Here is a 24,931-nt window from a genome sequence, read left to right on the forward strand (position 1 = left end):
GCCTCCCCATAATCGTTGCGTTCGTGCGATCATAGATCGAAATAGAAAATATTTTCCACAAATATGAAAAATAGAAAAACACCAGCTGATGCGGGCGCCACTGCGGCCTGCGGCCCTTACGCCGACCGCGCTGCCTTCCTGGACGTGCTGCGCCAGGGCTTCGAGGCGCTGAGCCGCCAGCTCAAGGCCATAGGCCGGCATGTGGAGATGCAGGGCGACCGCCTGGCCTTCGACGGCATCCAGGCCACGGCCGAACAGTGCGGTGTGCAGCCTTCTGCCGTGGTGCGCTTTGCCAAGCATTTCGGGTTCTCGGGGTACTCGGAACTGCAGGCGCTGTTCCGCGCCGATGCGGCGCGCCAGCTCTCGGCCCAGCATGACTACCAGGACCGCATCCGGGGCCTGATCGCCTCGGGCAACGAACCGCGCAGCGGCGCGCGCCTGGCGCACGAGGTCATCGAAGGCAGCATCGAAAGCCTGCAGGCCCTGCAGCGCGGCCTACCGCCCGAGCAGTTCGAGGCGGCGGTGGACCTCATGCTGGATGCCCCCTCGCTGTGGCTGGCCGCCTCGCGCCGGGCCTTCCCCGTGGGCGCCTACCTGGCCTATGCGCTGCAGCACACTGAAAAGCCCGTGCACTGGCTGCACGGCCTGGGCGCCATGCAAAAGGGCGAGCTGCGCGCGCTGTCGCCCGGCGACGTGATGCTGGCCGTCTCCTTCGAGCCCTATGCGCCCGAAACGCTGGAGGTGGTGGACGCGGCCCTGGCACGCGGCGCGCGCCTGCTGGCGCTGACCGACAGCCAGCTCAGCCCCCTGGCATCCCGCGCCACCGTCACCCTGCTGGCCCAGGACGCAGCCACCTTCGGCTTTCGCTCCCTGACCAGCACGCTGACCCTGGCGCAGTCGCTGTTCCTGGCGCTGGCCTACCGGATGGAGCTGGCGTACGAGCCGTCCCGCAAGCCTTAGAAGAGGGTGCTGGTGTCAGCCGGCCGCCGCCGCGCGCAGCAGCCGGTCGCGCACGCCTTCCCAGTCCGGCGTGTCGGGCGGGGTCTCGATCCAGATCAGCTGGGCGCCGATCTCATCGAAGTCGCGCAGGGCGCCGAACAGCTCGCGCGCGGTGGCGGCGGCGTCGGCGGGCATGGCGCGCAGCGTGACGGCGCGCGAGGCGGTGCGCAGCGGTGCGCGGTGGTAGACGGCCAGGTTCCTGGCGTCGGCGCCCAGCACGTCCAGCCCGGCCTGCAGCTGCCTTGCATCCATGAGCCGGACCTTGGCGTTGGGCGCGTAGTGGGCCAGCAGCGTGCCGGAGGCGCGTGGCGTGTTCTCCAGCAGCTCGTCCTTGGACAGGGGGCGCTGGCCGCAGGCGCGCTCGATATCGTCGCGCGTGATGGCGCCGGGGCGCAGCAGCACGGGCACGCCGCGCGTGCAGTCCACGATGGTCGATTCAATCCCCACTTCGCAGGCGCCGCCGTCCAGCACCAGCAGCGTGTCGCCGAACTCGTCGGCCACATGGGCCGCCGTGGTGGGGCTGACGCGGCCGAACTTGTTGGCGCTGGGCGCCGACACGCCCCAGACGGGCGGCTGCAACTGCTGGCAGGCGGCCAGCACGGCATGGGCGACGGGGTGGGAGGGGCAGCGCAGGCCCACGCTGTCCTGGCCGCCGGTCGAGGCCCGGGCGGCCTGGGGCAGGCGCGGCAGGATGAGGGTCAGCGGGCCGGGCCAGAAGGCGTCGATCAGCTGCTGCGCGAACAGCGGCACTTCACGTGCGTAGCGCGTGATGGCGCCGCTGTCGGCCACATGCACGATGAGCGGATGGTTGGGCGGCCGGCCCTTGGCAGTGAAGATCTGCGCGACGGCCGCGTCGTTGTCGGCATCGGCCGCCAGGCCGTAGACGGTTTCCGTGGGCAGGCCCAGCAGTTCGCCGCGCTGCAGCGCCTGTGCGGCGGCCTGGACAGAGGCCGCCAGCGTTCCATCAAGAATCATCGCGCGGGCCTTCAGAACGGCTCTATACCCAGGATGGCAGCGGCCTGCAGGGCGGTGGAGCGCACGGCCTCGGGCGTGGGGCCGGTGACGTTCAGGTGGCCCATCTTGCGGCCGCGCTTGGCGTCGTGCTTGCCGTACAGGTGCAGGTGGCAGCCGGGCAGGGCCAGGACCTGGTCCCAGGCCGGCGCCTGGGCCTGTTCGCCGTCCTTGAACCACAGGTCGCCCAGCAGGTTCAGCATGATGGACGGGCTGTGCTGGCGCGGCTGCGTCAGCGGCAGGCCGGTCATGCAGCGCACCTGCAGCTCGAACTGCGAGACATCGCAGGCGTTCTGGCTGTAGTGGCCGCTGTTGTGCGGGCGCGGCGCGATCTCGTTGACCACGAGCATGCCGTCCTGCAGCACGAAGAATTCGACGCAGAGCACGCCCACGTAGTCCAGGCCGTCGGCCACGGAACGTGCGGCGGCCAGCGCCTGCTCGACCTGTGCCTGGGGCAGGTTGCCTTCGTAGACCTCGGTGACGGAGAGGATACCCTCGCGGTGCAGGTTGCGCTGCACGGGCAGGTTGACCATGGAGCCGTCACGGCCGCGCGCCACGATGACCGAGCATTCATGGGCCAGCGGCAGCATTTTTTCCAGCACGCAGGCCACGCGGCCCAGTTGCTCCCAGGCGGTGGCCAGCTCGGCGGCGTTCTTCACGCGCACCTGGCCCTTGCCGTCGTAGCCCATGCGCGCGGTCTTGAGGATGCCGGGCAGCAGGCTGGCGTGCACGGCCGCCAGCTGGGCCGGCGTCTCGATCACCGCGTAGGGCGCGCAGGGCACGCCGCAGCGCACGAAGTGGGCCTTCTCCTGGGCGCGGTCCTGGGCAATGGCCACGGAGGAGCCGGCCGGCGAGACCGGCCGCTGGGCGGCCAGCAGGTTCAGCGCCGCGGCGGGCACGTTCTCGAATTCGGTGGTGACGGCGGCCGACAGGCGCGCCAGCTCGGCCAGGCCCTGCGGGTCCTCGTAGCCGGTGCGTATGTGGTGGTGGCTGACCAGGCCCGCGGGGCTGGTCGGGTCGGCGTCGAGCACGGCCGTGAAATAGCCCATGGCCTGGGCCGACTGCACGAACATGCGGCCGAGCTGGCCGCCGCCCAGAACGCCCAGGGTCGCGCCGGGCAGGATCACTTCAGCGGCGCTCATGCGGCCACCGAGGGAAGCGTCATGGCACGCGCGGCGGCGGTCTGCTCGGCGCGGAAGGCTTCGAGCTTCGCCCGCAGGGCCGGGTCCTCATTGGCCAGCAGGGCCACGGCGAACAGTGCCGCATTGGCCGCGCCGGCCGCGCCGATGGCAAAGGTGGCCACGGGCACGCCCTTGGGCATCTGCACGATGGAGTGCAGCGAGTCCACGCCCTGCAGGTGGCGGCTGGCCACCGGCACGCCGAGCACGGGCACCACGGTCTTGGCGGCGATCATGCCGGGCAGGTGGGCGGCGCCGCCGGCGCCCGCGATGATGGCCTTCAGGCCCCGGCCTGCGGCGGCCTCGGCATAGGCGAACATGTCGTCGGGCATGCGGTGGGCCGAGACGACCTGGGCTTCATGGGCGATGCCAAATTGCTGAAGAATGGCAACTGCGTGCTGCATGGTCTCCCAGTCGCTGCTGGAGCCCATGACCACACCGATCTGGATGGAGTTCATGTCGTGAGGGCGCCTGCGGCCCGGCCTAGTGGAACCCGCGATTTTACTTTTTTAGTCCGGATCGGCCCGCATCCCCCTGCAAATCACCGCACAGCCGTGTGCTGCTCGCGCGCAAAACCCAGCACACGCTGGCGAAACACATGGGCCAGCCAGGCCAGGGCCATCGCCACCTGCACGGCCAGCGACAGCCACATGCCGCTGGTGACGGGCTTGGTCAGGCCGGCTGCCAGCGGCTGGGCCAGCATGGCGGCATCGGCCCCGGCAAGGCCAAAGGCCAGCAGCGGCAGCACGATGTTGACCAGCAGCCAGGTGACGGCGAACGCGGCCAGCGGCGACTTGATGCGCCCGGCCAGCAGGGAAAAGCCCGTGGCCAGCGCGGCATCACGCAGCAACTGCGCCGTTGCCAGTGCCGCCAACTGGGCTGTACCGGGCAGGATGGGCTGGCCGCCTGCGGGCCACAGCAGCCACAGCGCACAGGCCAGCACGGCCAGCAGCCAGCTCACGGGCCACAGCGGCAGGGCCTCAAGCGCGCCACGCCAGCGCCCCTGCAACACGCACCATTGCACCTGGCGCCAGCTGCGCAGGCCTTCGTCCATGCCGTGCAGGCAGACATAGGCCGTGCCCGCCAGCGCCAGCCCCGTGGTCCATGCGAAGAAGGAGGCCGGGCCGGGGCCCTGCAACTGCATTGCATCGAGGTGCATGCCGCCAAAGGCCAGGCCCGCCACGCACAGGCCCAGCGGCCAGGCCCAGGGCAGGGTGCGCACATCCAGCCGCGTGCACAGCAGCCGCCACAGGGCCAGCAGGCCCAGCCCCAGCGCGATGGCGCCGAACAGGTAGATGGCGCCGCGCCCGTGCAGCGGCACGGACCACCACAGCACAGGGCGGCCTTCCTCGCGGCCCAGCTGCTCGGTCAACCGGCCCAGGATGGGGCCGGGCAGCACCATCACGAACAGCAGCGGCACCAGCACGAAGCGGATGCGGCGCGCAGGCTGCTCCTTTGGACCCCAGCCCATGAGCACGGAGTGCATGCTCCAGGCCTGCAGGGCCAGGCCCCACAGCGCGGCCTGCAGCACGGCGTGCACGCCCCAGGCCAGCCCGCCCGGCTGGCCCGCCGAGGTGGCCAGCACGGCCAGCGCGCACCACAGCATGTACAGCCAGGCCGGCAGCGGGGCGCCCAGCAGCTTGCCCCAGGCCATTTGCCAGGGCGTGAGGGCCGACAGGCGCTGCCAGTCCCAGGTGTGCTGGCGCGCTTCCTCGTTGAGGCCGCGTCCGGCCAGCACGCTGCCCAGGCCGGCCGCGGCGATCCACATGCCGACCAGGGCGGCGATCAGCAGCGTGTGCAGGCGGCGGTCGGGCTGGACCAGGGCCATTGGCGTGGCCAGCAGCAAGGCGGTGAGCAGCAGGCTCCAGCCCAGCTGGGACGGCCGCCAGTTGAGCCAGAGCTGGCGCTGGAATTCGGGGTTGTGCGTCATGGCTGCTCCGCAGGGGTGGGGGTTGCTGCGTTCTGCAGGCCGCGCGCATAGCGGTCCTGCAGGCGCTCGCGCACCGGGGCCAGGCTGGCCACGGGCAGGCCGGTACCGACCAGGCGGGCCAGCAGATCGGCGCGCTCGCGCGGCAGGGTGGGCAGCCACAGCTGCAGGTGCACCAGGCCCTGGTCATCGGGCGGCGGCACAGGGGTGTCGGGAAGGACCAGATGCAGCTGCCGTGCCAGCGACCCGGCCGAGGCACCCGGGGGCGGTGCCAGCTCCAGCGCGTACAGTGCCAGCGGCGCATCGCCGCCGGCGGCAGGTGCCTTGATGCCGCCGTGCAGGGCCTCGTGGCTTTCCACGCGGCCGCCGCGCAGGCTCAGGATGTGGGTGCAGTACTCGTCCAGTTCGCTGAGGATGTGGCTGGAGACGATCAGGGTCATGCCCTGGGCCTGCAGCGCACGCATCAGCCGGGACAGGCTGGCGCGTGCCTCGGGGTCCAGGCCGCTGGCCGGCTCGTCCAGCAGCAGCACGCGCGGCTGGTGGACGATGGCCTGGCCGATGGCCACGCGCTGGCGCTGGCCGCGAGACAGCTCGGTGGGCAGGCGCTCCAGCAGATCGGCCAGGCCCAGCTGCCCGGCCACGTGCGCCACGCGCTGCGGTGCCTCGGACGGGAGCACGCCCATGGACAGGGCCGCGTACTGCAGGCAGCGCCGCACGCTCAGGCGGTCATAGAGGCCGAAGAAATCCGACAGATAGCCCAGGTGCCGGTGCACTTCGCGGGGCTGCTCCTGCACGGCAATGCCATGCACCTGGACCTGGCCCGACAGCGGCTGGTCCAGCCCGGCGATGCAGCGCATCAGCGTGGATTTGCCGGCGCCGTTGGGCCCTACCAGGGCCGTGACGGTGCCTGCGGCGATATGGACGCTGACGCCATCGAGCGCGCGGTGGCCTGGGTACTCGAACACCAGCTGCGAAACCTTGATCAAGGCGAGCCCTCCCTCATTGCGTTGATGGCAGGCCGCAATGGCGGCACAGCGCGCCAATATAGCCCAGCGCTGCTGCGCCGCGCCCTCGGCCGGGCGGCTTGAAATGCGCGCAGCCTGCTCCCATCTGGGGTGGCTGCCGCCCATGGCGTTCACGCCCTGGGCCCTGGAATTGCTGGAGAATCACACGGTCCGCATCGGAGGCATTCGGCCGCCGAACTCCGAACCGCCACAGTCTGCGCGCCCTGGCCGCGCGCCTTGCCACAGGGTCTGATCACATGATTGATGTCACCATTGAGAATTTCGAAGCCGAAGTCGTCGCCGCCTCCATGCAGGTGCCGGTGCTCGTCGACTTCTGGGCGCCCTGGTGCGGCCCGTGCAAGACGCTGGGCCCCATCCTGGAAAAGCTCGAAGTGGCCTACGAGGGCCGCTTCAAGCTGGTCAAGATCGACTCCGACCAGGAGCAGCAGTTGGCCGGCATGTTCGGCATCCGCTCCATCCCGACCTGCATCCTGATGATGGGCGGCCGGCCCGTGGACGGCTTCATGGGCGCCCAGCCCGAAGGCAAGCTGCGCGAGTTCCTGGACAAGCACCTGCCCTCCGAAGGCGAGCTGGCGGCCGAGGCCGAAGCTGACGAGGCCCACCAGCTGCTGGAAGCCGGCGACACGCAGGCCGCCCTGCAAAAGCTGGCCGATGCGCTGGCCGCCGACCCGGCCAACGACGATGCGCGCTTCGACTACGTGCGCCTGCTGATCGCCACGGGCGGCTACGAAGAGGCCGGCGCCCTGCTGACCGAGCCGCTCAAGCGCATTCCCCAGCCCACGCGCTTCGAGGCGCTCAACCAATGGCTGCAGTGCATGCTCTTCGTGCACAACGACGATCGCGGCAACTGGGAGTTTGCCCAGTTCGATGCCGTCATCGCACAGAACAAGCGCGACTTCGACACCCGCTTCGGCAAGGCTCAGGCCCTGGCCGCCGAAGGCCAGTGGGCATCCAGCATGGACGAGCTGCTGGAAATCATCATGCGCGACAAGGAATGGAACGGCCAGGCCGCGCGCAAGCTCTATGTGGGCATCCTGGAGCTGCTCACACCCCCGAAGCCCAAGAAGCAGGACGCCATCCCCGGCAAGAGCAGCGGCGGCATCGAGCTGCTGGGCAAGGGCGCGGCCGAGCAGGACGAGGCCACGCAGCTGGTCAACGGCTACCGCCGCAAGCTCAGCATGGCGCTGAACTGAGTCCGGCCGCGCGCCGGTGAAGAGACGGGAGCCTTGCGGCTCCCTTTTTTCATGGCGAGGGCTCAGGGTGCAACCGGCTCCTCGGCCGCAGGGCGCCACTTGAACTTCACGCGTGCGGCCGACGAACTGGGGCTGACCCCGGCGGCGGTCAGCCACCAGATCAAGGAGATGGAGGAACAGCTGGGCCTCGTCCTCTTCACGCGCAACAGCCGCAGCATGCAGCTCACGCCCGCAGGCAGCGTGCTGCTGGAGGCCACGGCCGAGGCGCTGGGCCTGCTGCGGCGCGCCACCGCCCGGGCGCGCCAGCTGGCCCGGGGCGAGACGCGGCTGCGCCTGTCGCTGGGCGCGCGCTTTGCCACGCAGTGGCTGCTGCCCCGGCTACCGCGCTTTCGCGCCGCGCATCCGCAGATCGAACTGAGCTTCGACATCAGCGACGAGGTGCGCGACTTCGACGCCGATGACATTGATGCCGCCATCCGCTTCGGCACCGGCCGTGATCCGCACACCCTGGCGGTGCGCCTGTTCGACGCCAGGGTCATCCCCGTCTGCAGCCCGGCCCTGCTGCAGTCCGGCCCGCCGCTGGCCAGCCCCGCCGACCTGCTGGGCCACACGCTGTGCCACGTGGACTGCATGGTGGACGGCCAGGTCTGGCCGAACTGGCCGATGTGGATGGCGGCGGCCGGCGTGGAGGGCCTGGACGCAGGCCGCTGCATCGCATTCACCGACTCCAGCCATGTCGTGCAGGCCGTGCTGGACGGCGGCGCCGTGGGCCTGGTCGAGCAGGACCTGGTGGCCGAAGACCTGGCCCGTGGCCGCCTGGTGCGCCTGTTCGACATCGCCGTGGGCCTGGGCCCGGCCTATGCCTACCACCTGCTCTACCCCCGGCGCAGCCAGGGCCAGCCGGCCATCGAGGCGCTGCGTGCGTGGGTGCTGCAGGAGGCCGGGCTGTAGCGCCTACTTTCGTACGGGATCGGCAAATCGCATCAACCCGCGCACCACGGCCTGCACGGCCGGGTCTTGCTGCGAGGCGCTGCGGCAGGCCAGGCCCAGCGGGCGTGTCAGGGCGGGACTCAGCCCGCGCTGCTGAAGGGTGCGGCTGACGGCGTCCATGGGCTCCTCGCGTGGCAGGACGGTGGGACCGTGGCCTGCGGCGACCAGGGCGCGTATGCCTTCGGGATAACTCATCTCCATGCGCGGCTGGGGCAGCAGGCCGGCCTGGGCAAACCATTGCGACAGCAGGCGGTGCATCTGGGTGCCGGCGGCAAAGCCTATCCAGGGCTGGGCGTTGAGCCATTCGGGCGTGATCTGGTCGGGCAGCGGCATCTGCGGCGGCGCGAACAGCTCCATGGGGTCGTTGCGCCAGGCCAGCACCTCGAGCCCCGCAGCCACGGGCTGGGGCAGGCCGACCAGGGCCAGGTCCAGGCTGCCGGCCGCCAGGCGCTGCATGGCCTGGGCCGAGCTCACGACTTCCAGGCGCAGCTCCACGCTCGGTGCGTGCTCGGCCAGCCATTGCAGCAGTTCGGGCAGCAGCAGGGGGCTGACGCCGGCCGAGGCGCCTATGCGCACGCTGGCGCCAAAGCCCTCGGCACGCTTGCGCACCTGGCGCAGCAGGGATTCGCTGTCTGCCAGCAGGCTGCGTCCGCCTTCGGCCAGCAGTTCGCCCGCAGGCGTCAGCTGCGCCTGGCGCTTGCCGCGCACCAGCAGCGGTGTGTCCAGGCGCGCTTCCAGCTCCTGGATGTGCAGGCTGACGGCAGGCGGCGACAGGTGCAGGGCCTGGGCGGCGGCGGCCAGGGTACCCAGGTCGGCCACGGCCACCAGGGTCTGGAGCTGGTCGAGGTTCAGGCGTCGCATCAGGTTTCCTGAAGATAAGGTTCCGAAGATTCGACTTTATCTAACCTGGGTGCGAATCCATCATCCCGTCCCGTATCAGGAACGAGGCCATGGAATGGAATTGAGCAACGCGGTGCTGGCTGCGGCCCTGGGGGCCGCGCTGATGAATGCGGGATGGAACAGCGCCATCAAGCTGGGCGGCGACAAGATGGTCGCCATGGCGCTGACCACGGGGCTGGCCAGCCTGTGGTCGCTGCTGGTGCTGCCCTGGCTGGACTGGCGTGCGGCGGCGCTGTGGGATGCATCGGTGTGGTGGTGGCTGGCGGCTTCGGTGGCCGTGCACACCGTCTACCACTTCGTGCTGCCGCGCGCCTACCAGCATGGCGAGTTCGGCGTGGTCTACCCGGTGGCACGCGGCAGTGCGCCGCTGTTCGTGACGCTGGGCGCGGCGCTGCTGGCCGGTGAGTGGCCGGGCGCGACCGGGCTGGCCGGCGTGCTGTGCCTGTCGCTGGGCGTGCTGGCGCTGTCGTTGCGCAGCGGCGCGGCCAGCGGTTATGGCGGCAGCGGCTATGCGCTGGCCACGGGCGCCATGATTGCCTGCTACACGGTCATCGACGGGCTGGGTGCGCGCGCATCCGGTTCCGCGCTGCTCTATGCGGCCCTGCTCACGCTGGGCGATGGCCTGGCCACGGTGCTGATCGTTGCCTGGCGGCGCGGTCCTTCCGTGCTGCGCGCCGATGCACGCACCTGGCGCCTGTGCGCCCTGGCCGCCGCCATGCAGCTGAGCGCCAGCTGGATGGCGACCTGGGCGCTGTCGCAGGCGCCCATGGGGCTTGTGTCTGCACTGCGTGAAAGCAGCGTGCTGTTTGCAGGCTGGATTGCCGCCTGGCTGATGCGCGAGCGCCTGGGCCGCGTGCGCATGCTGGCCTCGGCCCTGGTGTTCGGCGGCATCGTGCTGGTGCGCTGGGGCGGTTGATCCGCCCGGCGCCAACGGCGGCTGCGTGCTCAGCCGTGGCTGATGCGCGTGCCCAGCAGGGACAGGAACTGTGCGATCCAGGCCGGATGGGCCGGCCAGGCGGGGGCGCTGACCAGGTTGCCTTCGGTGTGCGCCTGGTCCACGCCGATGTCGGCGTAGGTGCCGCCGGCCAGTTCGACCTCGGCACGGCAGGCCGGGTAGGCCGAGCAGGTGCGGCCCTTGAGCACGCCGGCGCCGGCCAGCAGCTGGGCGCCATGGCAGACGGCGGCCACGGGCTTGTTGTTGTCGAAGAAGTGGCGCACGGCGGCGCGCACGGCATCGTAGTTGCGCAGGTATTCAGGGCCGCGTCCGCCGGGGATCACCAGGGCGTCGTACTGCTCGGGCTTGATGTCGGTGAAGCTGGCGTTGAGCGTGAAGTTGTGGCCGGGCTTTTCACTGTAGGTCTGGGCGCCCTCGAAATCATGGATGGCCGTCTTGATGTGGTCCCCCGCCTTCCTGTCGGGGCAGACCGCGTGCACCGTGTGTCCCACGGCCTGCAGGGCCTGGAACGGGACCATGGTTTCGTAGTCCTCGCAGTAGTCTCCGCAGATCATCAGAATCTTCTTGCCGGCCATGTGCTTGCTCCTTCGAAAAAAGTCAGAGGGAACAAGCATTGTGGCAGTGTCGGTGACGCCGGCGTGACCGGCTGCAGAAACGGGCCCGCGCAATGAAAAAGAGAGCCGAAGCTCTCTTTTGCAGGGGCAGGCAGGTTGCAGCTCAGGCCGTCAGGCGCTGCAGCGCTTCGCGGTACTTGGCGGCCGTCTTCTCGGTCACCTCCTGGGGCAGGCGGGGCGCCGGGGCGCTCTTGTCCCAGGGCTTGCCGTTGACCTGGGCCTGCTCCAGCCAGTCGCGCACGAACTGCTTGTCGTAGCTGGGCGGGTTCTCGCCCTTGGCCAGCGCCTGGGCATAGCCTTCCACGGGCCAGTAGCGCGAGCTGTCGGGCGTGAGCACCTCGTCCATCAGCACCAGTTCGCCGTTTTCGTCCAGGCCGAATTCGAACTTGGTGTCGGCAATGATCATGCCCTTTTCGAGGGCGATGGCGGCGGCTTCCTTGTAGATGCGGATGGCTGTATCGCGGATCTGGGAGGCCAGCTTCTCGCCGACCATCTCCACCGTGCGCTCGTAGGTGATGTTCTCGTCATGGTCGCCCATCTCGGCCTTGGCGGCCGGCGTGTAGATGGGCTCGGGCAGCTTGGCGGCGTTGGTCAGGCCTTCGGGCAGGGGAACGCCGCAGACCGAGCGCGATTCCTGGTATTCCTTCCAGCCGCTGCCGGCCAGGTAGCCGCGCACCACGGCCTCGATCAGCACGGGCTTGAGGCGCTTGACCAGCATGGAGCGGCCCGTGACCTGGGGCACTTCGGCGGGCGTGACCACGGATTCGGGCGCTTCGCCGGTCAGGTGGTTGGGGCAGATGTGGCCGAGTTTGTCGAACCAGAACAGCGCCATCTGCGTCAGCAGCTCGCCCTTGCCGGGGATGGGCTCGCCCATGATCACGTCAAAGGCCGAGAGGCGGTCCGAGGCCACCATCAGGATGCGGTCATCGCCCACGGCATAGTTGTCGCGCACCTTGCCGCGCGCGAGCAGCGGCAGCGAGGCAATGTTGGAAGTGTGCAGGGCGGAGGGACGGGACTGGGTGGTCATGTGAGGCAAGGGGCAATCTGGCAAAGAGGCTGCAGGGGCCGGAGGGCTGCAAGCGGCACGCGCAGGAGCGCGATTCTACCCAACGGCGCCTCACGGTGACGGACGGCCTGTGGCCACCCCCACCCCAGGGGCGCAGCCTGGCAAACCCGCCGATTGTGCGCCCAATCGCATGGCGCGCAAAACCCGCCTCCAAGGCCCTGCACCGTCCTGCGCTATCGGCTTGCGGCGTTGCTTTTGACCCGACCCGGGCGCATAGTGGATTCGCAAGCAAACGAATGCGCATTCCGGCCTGCAAGCACCTGTCCCGGCGGATCGTCCCCCGGTGGACCGGGCTGTTTCCATCCAGAGCAAGGAGTGTTTAGATATGAATCTGACGATTAGTGGGCATCACCTGGAGGTCACTCCCTCGCTGCGCAGTTACGTCATGGCCAAGCTCGAACGCATTCTTCGACACTTTGACCAGGTGGTGGATGTCAAGGTCTTGCTGACCGTTCATAACCAGAAGGAGAAGGAAAAGCGCCAACGTGCCGGTTGCACGCTGCGCGTCAAGGGCCAGGATCTCTTTGTCGAAACCTCTCACTTCGACCTTTATGCCGCCGTCGACGCGCTGGCTGACAAGCTGGACCGCCTCGTGGTGCGCTACAAGACCCGCCAGCAGGGCAGCCGCTACGGCACGGCCAAGCGGCTCGATGATGCTGGACTGACCCTGGCGTCAGTCGGGTGACAGGTAAGGCGCCGGCCCTGTGCGGGCGCTTACAATACCTGCGTTTTTGTGGCTGATGTGCCACGCACGACCACCGCCCTTCGGGGCGGTTTTTGATGGGGGTCAGGGTTTCCCCACGGTTTCCGGCACTGCGGTGCATAATTGTTTCCCGAACCATGAACCGTCTTGCCTCCATCCTGCCCGCCGCTCAAGTGCTCGTGAGCGTCGACGTCACCAGCAAAAAGCGCGCTTTCGAAGAAGCAGGTCTGCTATTCGAGAGCCTGCATGGCCTGTCCCGCGCACTCATCACCGACAGCCTCTTCGCGCGTGAACGCCTGGGCTCGACGGGGCTGGGCCATGGCGTGGCCATTCCCCACGGTCGCATCAAGGGGCTGACCGCTCCGATGGCAGCCGTGTTCCAGCTGGACCATCCCATTGGCTTCGATGCGCCCGATGAGCAGCCCGTAGGCCTGCTGATCTTTTTGCTGGTGCCCGAAGCGGCGACGCAAAAGCATCTGGAAATCCTTTCTGAAATCGCCGAACTGCTCAGCGACAGTCAGCTGCGCGAGCGGCTGAAGTCCTGCGGCGATGCGGCCCGGCTGCATGGAATGATTGCCGGCTGGCAGTCTTCCGCCGCCCCGCTGGTCTAGACTTTCGTCTTCCCCTTTTCACGGGCCTTGCCATGAGACCCAGTGCCATCAGCGCCGACGTCCTTTTCGAGGAGTTCCGCTCCAGCCTGCGCTGGGAGTGGGTGGCGGGCCTGGGGGCCTCGGAGCGCCGCTTCGACGAGATGGCCGTGCGCTCGGCGCGCTCGGGCGCCGATCTCGTCGGCTACCTGAACTACATCCATCCCTACCGGCTGCAGGTGCTGGGCGAGCGTGAGATCGCCTATCTGACCAACGCCACGCCGCAGGACTGCCAGCGCCGCGTGGCACGCATCGTCACGCTGGAGCCGCCCGTGCTGGTGCTGGCCGATGGCCAGACGGCGCCCGAGGCGCTGCTGTCCATGTGCGAGCGCGCCCACATTCCCATGTTCGCCACGCGCGAGCAGTCGGCCTTCGTGATCGATGTGCTGCGTGCCTACCTGGCCAAGCATTTCGCCGACCGCACGACCATGCATGGCGTGTTCATGGACATCCTGGGCATGGGCGTGCTGATCACGGGCGAGTCGGGCCTGGGCAAGAGCGAGCTGGGGCTGGAGCTGGTGACGCGCGGCAACGGCCTGGTGGCCGACGATGCCGTGGACCTGTACCGCATCAACCAGACCACGATCGAAGGCAAGTGCCCCGAGCTGCTGCAGAACCTGCTGGAGGTGCGCGGCATCGGCCTGCTCGATATCCGCGCCATCTTTGGCGAGACGGCCGTGCGCCGCAAGATGCGTCTCAAGCTCATCGTGCACCTGGTGCGCAAGGAAACCATGGAGCGCGAATACGAGCGGCTGCCAGCCGAGCCGCTGACGCAGGACGTGCTCGGCGTGCCCGTGCGCAAGGTGGTGATCCAGGTGGTGGCGGGCCGCAACATCGCCGTGCTGGTGGAGGCGGCCGTGCGCAATGCCATCTTGCAGCTGCGCGGCATCGACACCTACCAGGAATTCGTGCAGCGCCACCGCCGCGCCATGGAACGCGGCGACACCTTCTAGCGGTCTGCGCCGTCGTGGCGTCCGGCGGCCTGTTGCCGGCGGCCTGTTGCCTGGCCCCCACTGTTTTCCCCGGGATTGTTTGCGGACCGTGCGCCCATGTTTGCGCGCGGTGCGTTGTCGTTGTTTTCTCAAATAAGAATAATTCTCATTTTCTATAATTCGGGCAGATGCCGTATCCGGCCTGTGTCCCGACGGGCTGCGGGCCTGGATGCGGCGCATTTTCTTCCGCCTTGAAAGCCCTCCCGGATGTCCTCTCGTTCCCGCACCGGCCTGCCGCGCGCAGGCGCTGTCAGCCCCTTCGCCCCCGTTTCACCGTTCCACGGCCTGGGCACCATCGCCCGTGTCTGCGCCATGGTTGCCGCTGCCGCTTTGCCCGCCGCCTCCTGGGCGGCCGACGCCGAACTGGGCGAGATCACGGTGCGCAGCACCACCGATCCCCAGGCACTGCCCACCGTGGCGCCGGGCGGCCAGGTGGCCAAGGGCGCGGGCCTGGGCGTGCTGGGCCAGCGCGATGTGATGGATACGCCGTTCAACATCACCTCCTACACGGCCGAAGGCATTGCCGACCAGCACGCGACCACGCTGATGTCGGTGCTGGAAAACGACCCCTCCGTGCGCTTCACCACCAACACCGGCCACGCCTACGAGAACTTCACCATCCGCGGCCTGGGTGTGAATGCCTCGGAACTGGGCTTCAACGGCCTGTACGGCCTGGCGCCCGATGGCCATGTGCCCACCGAGATGATCGAGCGCGTGGAAGTGCTCAAGGGCCCGGGTGCGCTGCTGAGCGGCATGACGCCGGGCGGCGCCGTGGGCGGCACCATCAACCTGGTGACCAAGCGTCCGCTGGCCCGGGACCTCACGCGCGTGACCACCATGTTCAGCAGCTCCTCGCAGCTGGGCCTGCAGGCCGATGTGTCGCGCCGCTTCGGCCCGGAACGCCGCCTGGGCATACGCATCAACGGCAGCACCTCGGGCGGCGATACCGAGATCGACGGCCAGAACCGCCGCCATGGCCTGGGCGCACTGGCGCTCGACTACCAGGGCGACGGTTTCACGCTGGGCCTGGATGCCTACAGCTACCGCTCCAACATCCGCGACGGCAGCCCGATGATGGTCAGCATGCAGAACCTCAAGCAGGTGATTGCAGCGCCCGACGCCAAGACCAATCTCTTCCCGGGCATACGTGCCCAGCAGCAAAGCGATGCGCTGATGCTGCGCGGCTCGGTGGACCTGGGGGCGGACTGGACGCTGTTCGGCTCGGTGGGCAGCGGCAAGCATTCCTATGACGGCATGCTCAACGGCACGCGCGTGGTGCTGCGCGCCCAGGGCGACGGCTCGGCCGTGGGCCAGACCTACAACCAGTACGGCTACACCGACAGCATGGCGGCCGAGTTCGGCGTGCGCGGGCGCCTGCGCACGGGCAGCGTGAACCATCTGCTGGTCGCCTCCGTGAACTGGATGAACCAAAAGGGTGGCCGCGCGGCCGTGGCCACCAGCGCCAGCTACATCACCAACATCTACGACCCTGCGCCCATCACGCTGGCCGGCCCCTACGGCGCCATCAAGCAGGAGCGCGACGACGTGCTCAGCAGCCTGGCCCTGGCCGACACGCTGAGCTGGGGTGGCGACACCGTACAGCTCACCGTGGGCGCGCGCCTGCAGCGCGTGAACCAGAAGATGGCGCGCTATGACGAACATGCCATCTCGCCCGCGCTGGGCCTGGTGGTCAAGCCCTGGGGCGATGCGGTCTCGCTGTACGCCAACCATGTGCAGGGCCTGAGCGCGGGCTCCATCGTCGGCGCCACCTACGCCAATGCCGGCGAAGTGTTCGCGCCCTACAAGACCAAGCAGTTCGAGATCGGCGCCAAGTGGCGCACGGGTGATTTCACGCAGACGGTCTCGCTGTTTCAGATCGAGCGGCCTTCGTCCGTGGTGGAGACCGCGACCAACCGCCTGCTGATGGATGGCGAGCAGCGCAACCGGGGCCTGGAGTGGAATGTGTTCGGCGAGCCGCTGCGCGGCACGCGCGTGCTGGGCGGCCTGGCCTATACGCAGGCCATCCAGAGCAAGACCCAGGGCGGCGCGCGCGACGGCTACGGCGTCTACGGCGTGCCGCGCTGGACGGCCAACCTGGGCGGCGAGTGGGATGTGCCCGCGCTGCCGGGCGCCACGCTCACCGGCCGCCTGATCTACACGGGCGCGCAATGGGTGAATTCGGCCAACACGCTGAAGATGCCCAGCTGGACCCGCGTGGACGTGGGCGCGCGCTATGCCACCCGCATCGCGGCCAAACCCGTCACCTTCCGCGCCACGGTGGAGAACCTGTTCGACAAGTCCTACTGGGCCGGCAGTTTCAATGACAACTTCGCCACCACGGGCGGCCCGCGCACGGTGCGTGTCTCGGCCACGGTGGACTTCTGACGCCATGGCGCAAGCTGCACGACAAGGCCTGTGCCTGGCCACCTCGCTGCTGTGCCTGCTGGGCGCAGCCGTCCATGCCGCTGAAGACATGACGGCAACCGCATCGCGGCAGGCCCTGGCCGCACGGCCGGGCACGCTGGCGCCAGGCCAGGCGGCCACAGGGGTCCTGGCTGCCGGTGGGCGCGAGTTCTGGCGCGTCGATCTGCCTGCCGGCCATGTGGTCCAGGGTGAATTCGAGGGGCAGGGCGTGGCCCTGGACCTGGAGGATGCCCAGGGCCGGCACCTGCGCCGCCTGGCTAGGCCTGATGGCGGCGCCCAGTCGCTGATGTGGGTCACGGAGGGAGCCGGACGGCAGCGGCTGGTGGCCAGGCGTGTGGCCCTGGCTGACCCCCGTTCCGGCGGTGAGGCGCAAGAAGCGGGGCGCTTCGCGCTGCGGCTGACCTCCAGCCTGGCGCCTGCCGGCAACAAGGCCTCGGCCACCTCCGAGCCTCCGGCACTGCAAAGCCCGCGGCTGCGGGCTCTGGCGCAGGCAATCCAGCGCGGCGCGGGTGCTGGTGTGGCTGCCGACGCCTTCTGGCGGCGCGTGCAGGAGGAAGGAACACCCATGGTCGAGCCCCTGTCCGAGGGGCACTCCCTGGTCACCTTCCTGTGGCGCGGCCGGCCGCGTGCGGGCATGCAGGGCGTGCGCCTGTTCGGCAGCCCGGCCGGCAACCATGATCCGCTGCAGCATCTGCCCGGCAGCGATGTCTGGTGGGCCAGCTTCCGCATGGCGGACAACGCCAGGCTCAGCTACCGGCTGGCGCCCGATGTGCCGCTGATCGAAGGCTCGGCCATGGAGCAGCGCCGCGCTCTGCTGGCCACGGCGCAGCGCGATCCGCTCAATCCCAAGACCTTCCCGCAGCCGCCCGAGGGCGGCTTCATCGATGTCTTCCAGGGCGCCTCCGTGCTGGAGCTGCCCAAGGCGCCGCCCCAGCCCTGGTGGGCGCCGCGCGCGGGCGTGGCGCAAGGACAACTGGTGCAGCACCGCCTGTCCAGTCGCGTGCTGGGCAACAGCCGCGATGTCTGGACCTACCTTCCCGCAGGCGGGCGGGCGCCCGAGGCGCTGCTGGTGCTGTTCGACGGCAATGCCTATGCAAAGCAGGTGTCCACGCCCACCCTCATCGACAACCTCATGGCCGACGGCCTGATCCCGCCCACGGCCGTGGTCCTGGTGGACAACGCCAGCCCGCAGGCACGCGGTAGGGAATTGCCGCCCAACACCGCCTTCGCGCGCTTTCTGGATGAGGAGCTGATGCCCTGGGTGGGGGAGCAGGGCCTGGGCCAGCCTGCGGCGCGCACGGTGATCGGCGGCTCCAGCTTCGGCGGCCTGGCCTCGGCCTATGCGGGCCTGGTCAATGCGCGCTGGTTCGGCAATGTGCTGAGCATGTCGGGATCGTTCTGGTGGTCGCCGGCCGGCGAGGTGCCGGGCTGGGTGCAGCGCCGCTATGCCCAGGAGCCGCGCCAGCCCGTGCGTTTCTATCTGGATGCAGGCCGCTACGAGCGTGCACGCGGCGGGCAGGACGGCATCTTGGAAACCAACCGCCACCTGGCCGACGTGCTGCGCGCCAAGGGCTACGAGGTCACGCAGGCCGAGCATGAAACCAGCCATGACTACCTGCAATGGCAGGGATCGCTGGCCTGCGGCCTGGTGGCCCTGCTCAACCCCGGGCGCTTTGCCCAGGGCCTGCCGGCCTGCGAGCGCACGCCGGACAGCACGCCCGCACTTCCCTGAGGCCGCCAAGGCCAATGTTTGAACTTCCTGGCGATACAGCAATCATTGAAAGAATGAACACCTTGAATGCAAATCATTCCCGGCGCCACATCCTGGCGACGATGGGCCAGGGCGCGGGCATGCTGGTCACGCTGCCTCTGGCACTGTCCATGGCCCATGCGCAGACGGCAGCGGTCGGCAAGACCGTGACCGTGCCGCACGCCAAGGGCGAGGTCCAGGTGCCCTTCAAGCCCGTGCGCGTGCTGGTGTTCGAGCTGGCGGCGCTGGACACGCTGCAGGCGCTGGGCGGCGAGGTGCGTGGCGTGCCCGAGTTCAAGATGCCGCCGCTGCTGGCCCGCTATGCCGATGCGAAATACCCACGCATCGGCAGCCTGTTCGAGCCCGACTACGAGGCCGTCAAGGCGCTGTCGCCCGACCTCATCATCGTGGGCGGCCGCTCCGAGGCCAAGTACAAGGAGCTGTCGCGCTTCGCCCCCGTGCTGGACCTGAGCGTCAGCGACCAGCACCAGATGGCCGATATCTACCGCAACATCCGCACGCTGGGCGCCGTCTACGGCCTGCAGGACAAGGCCGAGGCCGAGGTCCGGGCCGTGGAGCAGGCCATCGCCGCGCTGCATGGCAAGGCGCAGAACGCGGGCAAGGGGCTGGTGCTGCTGACCTCGGGCGGCAAGCTCAGCGCCTACGGTCCGGGCTCGCGCTTCGGCATGCTGCACGATGTGTTTGGCGTGAAACCGGCCATCGACAACCTGACGGTGGCGCGCCATGGGCAGGTGGTCTCCTTCGAGTTCCTGCTCAAGACCAATCCCGACTGGCTGTTCGTCATCGACCGCGACGTGGCCATCGGCCAGGATGGCAAGACCGCCCAGCAACTGCTGGACAACCCGCTGGTGCGCGCCACCAAGGCCTGGCGCGGCAAGCAGGTGGTCTATCTGAACGCAGCCAACTGGTACACCCTGTCCAACGCCGGGCCGGGCGCGCTGAAGGCCAATATCCAGCAACTGTCGGATGCCTTTGCCCGCACATGACGCCAAAGCGTTGAGCCCGCCTGTCGCCACCGCGCACGCCGTGCCCATGTCACGCCCCTCTCGCCAGGCCCTTGCCTGGCTTTTCGCGCTGGGCCTGCTGCTGGCGCTGTCGCTGGCCAGCCTGATGGTGGGCGCGGGCGACATGCACTGGAGCGTGCTGTGGTCGCGCAGCGAGGACGACCTGGCCAGCCAGGTGCTGGTCTACAGCCGCGTGCCGCGCACCCTGGCCCTGTTGCTGGCCGGCGCATCCATGGCGGTCTGCGGACTGCTCATGCAGATGCTGGCACGCAACCACTTCGTGGAGCCTTCCACCGTGGGCACGGTGGAGTCGGCCAGCCTGGGCATGCTGGCTGCGTTCCTCTGGGTGCCGCACTGGCCGGTGATGGCCAAGATGGGAATTTCGGCCGTGGCGGCGCTGCTGGGCACGGCGCTGTTCCTGGCCGTGCTCTCGCGCATCCGGCTGCGCTCGTCGTGGATGGTGCCCCTGGTCGGCCTGGTGCTGGCCGGCGTGCTGGAGGCTGCGGGCAGCTTCGTGGCGCTGCAGTTCGACATGATGCAGGCGCTCAAGTCCTGGTCCAACGGCGACTTCTCCCTGGTGGTGCAGGGGCGGTACGAGTTGCTGTGGCTGTCGCTGGGCGTCACGGCCCTTGCCTGCCTGGCGGCCGACCGCTTCACCGTCGCCGGCCTGGGCGAGAGCTTTGCCACCAATCTGGGCCTGAACTACCGGCGCCTGGTCTGGCAGGGGCTGGTGGTGGTAGCCGTGGCCACTTCCGCCGTGGTGGTCACGGCCGGTAGCCTGCCCTTCGTGGGCTTGATCGTGCCCAACGTGGTGCGCCTGGTCCTGGGTGACAACGTCCGCCGCAGCGTGCTGTGGGTGGCGCTGATCGGCGCGGGCCTGACTCTGCTGTGCGATCTGGTCGGGCGGCTGCTGATCGCGCCCTATGAAATCCCCGTGGGCACCGTGCTGGGCGTGCTGGGCAGTGCCCTGTTCCTGGCGCTCATCCTGCGCCGCCGCAAGGACCGTGCATGAGCAGCCTGCCGCAATCCGTTGCTTCCGACGATCCGGCTGCGCGCAGTTGGGGCCGGGGCCGACGCCTGGCGCTGCTGGGAGGGCTGGCGCTGCTGTGCCTGCTGGCCTTCATGACCGTGGGCGTCAGGACCGACTGGGCCTTCGTGCTGGAGCACCGGGGCGCCAAGGTGCTGACCATGGCCCTGGTGGCCTGCGCCATCGGCCTGTCCACCGTGGTGTTCCAGACCGTGTCGCACAACACCATCCTCACGCCTTCGGTGATGGGGCTGGATGCGCTGTACCTGTTCGTGCAGGCGGCCATGGTGCTGATGCTGGGCGCGGCAGGCGTGTCCGCCATGGGCGAGGTCGGGCGCTACGCGCTCAACATCGTGCTGATGGTGGGCTTCAGCGTGCTGCTGATGCGCTGGCTGTTCGTAGGCCATGCCAGCAGCCTGCACCTGATGCTGCTGGTGGGCATGGTGGGCGGCATCTTCTTTCGCAGCCTGGCCGGGCTGGCCATGCGCGTGCTCGATCCCAATGAGTTCACGGCGCTGCAGGACCGCATGTTCGCCAACTTCAACGCGGTGAACCTGCAACTGCTGGTGCCGTCGCTGCTGCTGATCGCGCTGGGCAGCGCCTGGATCTGGCGCCAGCGCCACGTGCTGGACGTGATCTCGCTCGGGCGCGATGCCGCCATCGGCCTGGGCCTGGACTACGATGGCCGCGTGCTGCGGCTGCTGGCCGTGGTGGCCTGCATGGTGGCCGTGTCCACGGCCCTGGTCGGGCCTGTCATCTTCTTCGGTCTGCTGGTCAGCAACATGGCGTATCACGCCATGGGCACGCGCCGCCATGCCTGGGTGCTGCCTGCGGCCGTGCTCTGGGGCGGCGTGCTGCTCATGGGCGGCCAGGTGCTGCTGGAGCAGCTTTTTCAATTCAATACCGTGCTGAGCATCGTGGTGGAGTTCCTGGGTGGAATCGTCTTCATCGTGCTGCTCATGCGCAAGGGGACCCAATGATCGAGGTGCGTGATCTGCTCAAGCGCCATGGCGGCACGACCGTGCTGCAGGAGCTCAACTTCAACGTGCCCGAGCGGGCGCTGACGGCCATCATCGGCCCCAACGGGGCCGGCAAATCCACGCTGCTGTCCCTGGTCAGCCGCCTCATGCCGATCACGGAAGGCCAGGTGCTGGTGGCTGGCCGCGACGTGGCCACCACGCCCACCGAGGCGCTGGCGCGCATCATGGCCATCCTGCGCCAGGACAACCAGAGCACGCTGCGCCTGACGGTGCGCGACCTGGTGGGCTTCGGCCGCTTTCCGCACAGCAAGGGCCGGCTGGGCCCCGAGGACGTGCGCCATGTGGACGAGGCGCTGGAGTACCTGCAGCTCACGCCGCTGGCCGAGCGCTTTCTCGACGAGTTGTCAGGCGGCCAGCGCCAGCGCGCCTACATCGCCATGGTGCTGTGCCAGGACACGCCTTTCATCCTGCTGGACGAGCCGCTGAACAACCTGGACATGGCCCATGCCGTCAGCATGATGCGCCTGCTGCGCCGCGCCGTCACCGAACGCGGCAAGACCGTGGTCATGGTGCTGCACGACATCAACTTCGCCTCCTGCTACGCCGACCACATCATCGCGCTCAAGGACGGCCGCCTGGCCGTGGCGGGCACGCCGGCCGAGGTCGTGCAGGACGAGGTCCTCAGCACCCTCTACGGCATCCCCGTCAGCGTGCACGAGGTCAAGGGCCGCAGGCTTTGCCATTACTTTGGCTGAACATGCGGCGTTTCGGGCTTGGCGCTTGAACCTGGCGCGGCCTGAGGCGAGGGACACCAAGCAAGGGCCTAAGCCGGCCGCGCCTGCCAGTATGCCCCCCTCCCCCGCGAAGCGGGTAGAGAGGCGCCGTGCAACGGGGGGAAGCGGCGTAAGCCGCTCAGGGGGTGCTTTTCTTCTTCAACAGCATGGAGTCGCCATAGCTGAAGAAGCGGTACTCCTGCGCGATCGCATGGCGGTACAGCGCCATCACCTGCTCGTAGCCGGCGAAGGCGCTGACCAGCATCATCAGCGTGCTCTTGGGCAGGTGGAAGTTGGTGATCAGCAGATCGACCACCTGGTACTCGAAGCCCGGTGTGATGAAGATGCGCGTATCGCCTGAGAAGTTGCCCGTCTGGGCCCAGGACTCCAGCGTGCGCACCGTGGTCGTGCCCACGGCGATGATGCGGCCGCCGCGCTGGCGGCAGCGTTCCAGCGCGGCCAGGGTGGCCAGCGGGATTTCGTACCACTCGCTGTGCATCTGGTGGTCGGCCAGGTTCTCGGTCTTCACGGGCTGGAAGGTGCCGGCGCCCACGTGCAGCGTGACGCTGGCGCGTTCGATGCCGCGCTCGGCCAGGCGGGCCAGCACGGCGTCGTCGAAGTGCAGGGCGGCCGTGGGTGCGGCCACGGCGCCGGGGCGGGCCGCGAAGACGGTCTGGTAGCGCTCGCTGTCTTCGGCGGCATCGGGGTCGTTGCCGGTTTCCTGGTGGCGCTCGATGTAGGGCGGCAGCGGCAGATGGCCGAAGCGCTCCATCAGCTCATGGGGCGTCTCGCCGCGCGGGCCTTCAAAGCTCAGGTGGAACAGCGGGCCGTTCTCGTCGGGCCAGCGGCCACGCAGCACGGCGTCGAAGCCGCCACCGTTCTTGCCGCCGCACAGGTGGATGCGCGAGCCGGGCAGGGGCTTCTTGCTGACGCGCATGTGGGCCACGACGTCGTTGCCTTCCAGTACGCGCTCGACCAGCAGCTCCAGCCGGCCGCCGCTGGCCTTCTCGCCGAAGATGCGCGCCTTGATCACGCGCGTGTCGTTGAACACCAGCAGGTCGCCGGGCTGCAGCAGATCGGGCAGCTCGTGGAAGATGCGGTCGGCGGGCGGGTTGGCATCGTCGCGGCCGTCGAGCAGGCGCGAGGCACTGCGCTGGGCGGCAGGATGCTGGGCAATCAGCTTCTCGGGAAGCTCGAAGTCGAAATCGCTGAGCGAGAACACACGGGACAGGGAGGACATGCAGTGCTTGAGGGCCGGACATGGCCCGTTCCAAGTTCGTTGAACGGAAGCTGGCAATTGTCGCAAACCCTGGGGTCATCCCCGGAATTGCCGATGGTCACCTGGCCATGGCGGCCTGGGGCTGGCGCTCGAACTCCAGCCACAGCGATTCCAGATCGGGGAAGTCCCAGTCCGCAGGGTCTTCGCGCGCGATGATGCGGTCGTTGCCCTGGCTTTCGGACAGGTCCTCGATCTCCGGCGTGATGCGGCAGGACTGGCGCAGCGAATAGAAAACCTTGACGCGCGGCGCCAGCAGGCTGGCCGGCGAGGCATCGACCACCACCGCCAGACGCTGCGAATGCAGGCGCACCAGCGAGCCCAGCGGGTAGATGCCCACGGTCTGCACGAACTGCTCGAACAGCCGCTTGTCGAAATGGCGCGGACTCCACTCGGCCATGCGACGCAGCGCCTCCGAAGGCGGCCAGCCCTTCTTGTAGGGCCGGTCCGAGGTGATGGCATCGTAGACGTCGCAGATCGCCGTCATGCGCGCCAGCAGGCCGATGTCGCCCTGCTGCAGCCCGTCGGGGTAGCCGCTGCCGTCCACCTTTTCATGGTGGTGCAGGCAGGCATCGATGACCTCGTCGTCCAGGCCCAGCGGGCGCAGCAGCTGCTCGCCGTGGCGTGGATGGGCGCGCATCAGCGCCCATTCGGCGTCGTCCAGCGGGCCGGGCTTGTTGAGCACGGTCACCGGAATGGCGGTCTTGCCCAGATCGTGCATGAGGCCGGCCATGCCGGCCTTGCGCAGGCTGTGGTCGTCCAGGCCCATGCGCTTGGCCAGGGCCACCATCAGCGCGCACACGGCCAGACTGTGCATGTAGGTGTAGTCGTCGGCGGTCTTCAGGCGGGCCAGGCCGATCAGCGCATGGGGATTGCGTGCCACGGAGGCTGTCACATCGTCCACCAGCTGTCCGGCGGCCGAGGCGTCCACGGGCCGGCCCAGCCGCGCATCGCTGAACAGGCGGCTCAGCAATTGCCTGGCCTGGGCGCAGGTCTGGGCCGCGCGGCGCAGCTCGGTGGCGGTGGAGATGGGGGCCGTGCTCTGCTCGGACGCAGGGCGGGCGTTGTCGGGGATCTGGTGGCGAAGCTCGTCCTGCGGGTCGAAGCGCAGGCAGGGCACCTGCACGCCCACGTCCAGGCCTTTGCGCACATCGATCCAGACCTCCTGGATGGAGGTGGCGCGCAGACGCTGGAGATCGGCCTCGGAGCGAAGCAGGAAACGGGTTCGCCAAAAGGGATGCTCCATCCAGGAGCCGCAGAACTCGTGCAGGAACATGCCCAGAGTGACATGCTGGACATTGATACGCTTCAACATGGCATTCGGTGGCGGGGTAACACTACGTAACGTCAGCGTGCATGGTAGCGGCTTCCCCAGAGACCCGGGGCGTCAAGGGTGCTTTGGGCAGGGCCGGCCGGCATGAACGTGGCGTGTTGCCTACACCTGTATATTCATACACTATGCTGCCAGCCAACGCG

General features: G+C 68.8%; 23 protein-coding genes. 13 read left to right on the forward strand and 10 right to left on the reverse strand.

What is annotated here, in order from left to right; genetic code table 11:
* The first annotated feature begins 63 nt into the window (after window positions 1–63).
* Complete coding sequence (locus GRX31_RS03635) at window positions 64–960, forward strand: MurR/RpiR family transcriptional regulator (protein ID WP_016452031.1); 897 nt, start codon at window positions 64–66, stop codon at window positions 958–960.
* Window positions 961–975: 15 nt separating this feature from the next.
* On the opposite strand, the gene GRX31_RS03640 is transcribed toward GRX31_RS03635, so the two are convergent.
* The 5 genes from GRX31_RS03640 to GRX31_RS03660 all read right to left on the reverse strand — a co-directional run bounded on the left by GRX31_RS03640 (window position 976) and on the right by GRX31_RS03660 (window position 6,101).
* Window positions 976–1,974, reverse strand: a complete 999-nt coding sequence (locus tag GRX31_RS03640; protein ID WP_047326340.1) for an L-threonylcarbamoyladenylate synthase — start codon at window positions 1,972–1,974, stop codon at window positions 976–978.
* Window positions 1,975–1,985: 11 nt separating this feature from the next.
* Window positions 1,986–3,152, reverse strand: a complete 1,167-nt coding sequence (locus GRX31_RS03645) for a 5-(carboxyamino)imidazole ribonucleotide synthase (protein WP_017404019.1) — start codon at window positions 3,150–3,152, stop codon at window positions 1,986–1,988.
* The gene (gene purE / locus GRX31_RS03650) at window positions 3,149–3,646 is read right to left on the reverse strand and encodes a 5-(carboxyamino)imidazole ribonucleotide mutase (RefSeq protein WP_016449129.1); all 498 of its coding nucleotides are present in this window, start codon (window positions 3,644–3,646) and stop codon (window positions 3,149–3,151) included. The genes GRX31_RS03645 and purE overlap by 4 nt, the downstream gene beginning before the upstream one ends.
* Window positions 3,647–3,729: 83 nt before the next feature.
* On the reverse strand, window positions 3,730–5,118 hold the full coding sequence (locus GRX31_RS03655) for a hypothetical protein (RefSeq protein WP_070080715.1): 1,389 nt from the start codon (window positions 5,116–5,118) through the stop codon (window positions 3,730–3,732).
* Window positions 5,115–6,101 carry an ABC transporter ATP-binding protein gene (locus GRX31_RS03660; RefSeq protein WP_160851544.1) on the reverse strand — a complete coding sequence of 329 codons (987 nt, stop codon included), beginning with the start codon at window positions 6,099–6,101 and terminating at the stop codon, window positions 5,115–5,117. The genes GRX31_RS03655 and GRX31_RS03660 overlap by 4 nt, the downstream gene beginning before the upstream one ends.
* Before the next feature lie 275 nt (window positions 6,102–6,376).
* Here GRX31_RS03660 and trxA point away from each other — a divergent pair, with 275 nt between their 5' ends.
* Both trxA and GRX31_RS03670 read left to right on the forward strand, forming a co-directional pair.
* Window positions 6,377–7,333, forward strand: a complete 957-nt coding sequence (gene trxA / locus GRX31_RS03665) for a thioredoxin (protein ID WP_160851546.1) — start codon at window positions 6,377–6,379, stop codon at window positions 7,331–7,333.
* A gap of 51 nt (window positions 7,334–7,384) precedes the next feature.
* Window positions 7,385–8,284, forward strand: coding sequence for a LysR substrate-binding domain-containing protein (locus GRX31_RS03670; RefSeq protein WP_160851548.1), 900 nt, complete (start codon window positions 7,385–7,387; stop codon window positions 8,282–8,284).
* A gap of 3 nt (window positions 8,285–8,287) precedes the next feature.
* Here the strand turns inward: GRX31_RS03670 and GRX31_RS03675 are convergent, their stop codons facing one another.
* Window positions 8,288–9,184, reverse strand: a complete 897-nt coding sequence (locus tag GRX31_RS03675) for a LysR family transcriptional regulator (protein WP_096914746.1) — start codon at window positions 9,182–9,184, stop codon at window positions 8,288–8,290.
* A gap of 94 nt (window positions 9,185–9,278) precedes the next feature.
* On the opposite strand from GRX31_RS03675, the gene GRX31_RS03680 reads away from it, so the two are divergent.
* Window positions 9,279–10,139, forward strand: coding sequence for a DMT family transporter (locus GRX31_RS03680; protein ID WP_160851549.1), 861 nt, complete (start codon window positions 9,279–9,281; stop codon window positions 10,137–10,139).
* 29 nt (window positions 10,140–10,168) lie between these two features.
* Here the strand turns inward: GRX31_RS03680 and GRX31_RS03685 are convergent, their stop codons facing one another.
* Entirely contained in the window at window positions 10,169–10,753 is a 585-nt protein-coding gene (locus GRX31_RS03685) for a DJ-1/PfpI family protein (RefSeq protein WP_160851551.1), read from the reverse strand.
* Between the two features lie 142 nt (window positions 10,754–10,895).
* Window positions 10,896–11,819, reverse strand: a complete 924-nt coding sequence (locus tag GRX31_RS03690; protein ID WP_016449140.1) for a phosphoribosylaminoimidazolesuccinocarboxamide synthase — start codon at window positions 11,817–11,819, stop codon at window positions 10,896–10,898.
* A gap of 364 nt (window positions 11,820–12,183) precedes the next feature.
* Between GRX31_RS03690 and hpf the strand changes: the two genes are divergently transcribed.
* The 9 genes from hpf (at window position 12,184) to GRX31_RS03735 (ending at window position 22,161) form a co-directional block, all read left to right on the forward strand.
* Window positions 12,184–12,543 carry a ribosome hibernation-promoting factor, HPF/YfiA family gene (gene hpf, locus GRX31_RS03695; RefSeq protein WP_016449141.1) on the forward strand — a complete coding sequence of 120 codons (360 nt, stop codon included), beginning with the start codon at window positions 12,184–12,186 and terminating at the stop codon, window positions 12,541–12,543.
* Between the two features lie 155 nt (window positions 12,544–12,698).
* A complete protein-coding gene (locus GRX31_RS03700; RefSeq protein ID WP_016452020.1) occupies window positions 12,699–13,172 on the forward strand; it encodes a PTS sugar transporter subunit IIA in 474 nt (157 codons plus the stop codon).
* 32 nt (window positions 13,173–13,204) lie between these two features.
* Window positions 13,205–14,161, forward strand: a complete 957-nt coding sequence (gene hprK / locus GRX31_RS03705) for an HPr(Ser) kinase/phosphatase (RefSeq protein WP_016449143.1) — start codon at window positions 13,205–13,207, stop codon at window positions 14,159–14,161.
* Between the two features lie 246 nt (window positions 14,162–14,407).
* Window positions 14,408–16,585 carry a TonB-dependent receptor gene (locus GRX31_RS03710; RefSeq protein WP_016449144.1) on the forward strand — a complete coding sequence of 726 codons (2,178 nt, stop codon included), beginning with the start codon at window positions 14,408–14,410 and terminating at the stop codon, window positions 16,583–16,585.
* A 4-nt stretch (window positions 16,586–16,589) separates the two neighbouring features.
* Complete coding sequence (gene fes, locus GRX31_RS03715) at window positions 16,590–18,356, forward strand: enterochelin esterase (RefSeq protein ID WP_160851553.1); 1,767 nt, start codon at window positions 16,590–16,592, stop codon at window positions 18,354–18,356.
* Between the two features lie 53 nt (window positions 18,357–18,409).
* Window positions 18,410–19,381, forward strand: a complete 972-nt coding sequence (locus tag GRX31_RS03720) for a siderophore ABC transporter substrate-binding protein (protein ID WP_442874078.1) — start codon at window positions 18,410–18,412, stop codon at window positions 19,379–19,381.
* Between the two features lie 46 nt (window positions 19,382–19,427).
* Complete coding sequence (locus tag GRX31_RS03725; protein ID WP_043789330.1) at window positions 19,428–20,411, forward strand: ABC transporter permease; 984 nt, start codon at window positions 19,428–19,430, stop codon at window positions 20,409–20,411.
* Window positions 20,408–21,406, forward strand: a complete 999-nt coding sequence (locus tag GRX31_RS03730; protein ID WP_160851556.1) for an iron chelate uptake ABC transporter family permease subunit — start codon at window positions 20,408–20,410, stop codon at window positions 21,404–21,406. Before GRX31_RS03725 ends, GRX31_RS03730 begins: the two co-directional genes overlap by 4 nt.
* Complete coding sequence (locus GRX31_RS03735; protein WP_160851558.1) at window positions 21,403–22,161, forward strand: iron ABC transporter ATP-binding protein; 759 nt, start codon at window positions 21,403–21,405, stop codon at window positions 22,159–22,161. The genes GRX31_RS03730 and GRX31_RS03735 overlap by 4 nt, the downstream gene beginning before the upstream one ends.
* Window positions 22,162–22,318: 157 nt before the next feature.
* On the opposite strand, the gene queA is transcribed toward GRX31_RS03735, so the two are convergent.
* Window positions 22,319–23,419 (reverse strand): tRNA preQ1(34) S-adenosylmethionine ribosyltransferase-isomerase QueA, encoded by a 1,101-nt coding sequence (gene queA / locus GRX31_RS03740; RefSeq protein WP_016449150.1) that lies wholly within the window; start codon window positions 23,417–23,419, stop codon window positions 22,319–22,321.
* A gap of 97 nt (window positions 23,420–23,516) precedes the next feature.
* Entirely contained in the window at window positions 23,517–24,770 is a 1,254-nt protein-coding gene (locus tag GRX31_RS03745) for an HD-GYP domain-containing protein (RefSeq protein WP_016449151.1), read from the reverse strand.
* Window positions 24,771–24,931 lie beyond the last annotated feature (161 nt).

Source organism: Delftia sp. CH05, from assembly GCF_009827015.1.
GTDB lineage: Bacteria > Pseudomonadota > Gammaproteobacteria > Burkholderiales > Burkholderiaceae_C > Comamonas > Comamonas tsuruhatensis.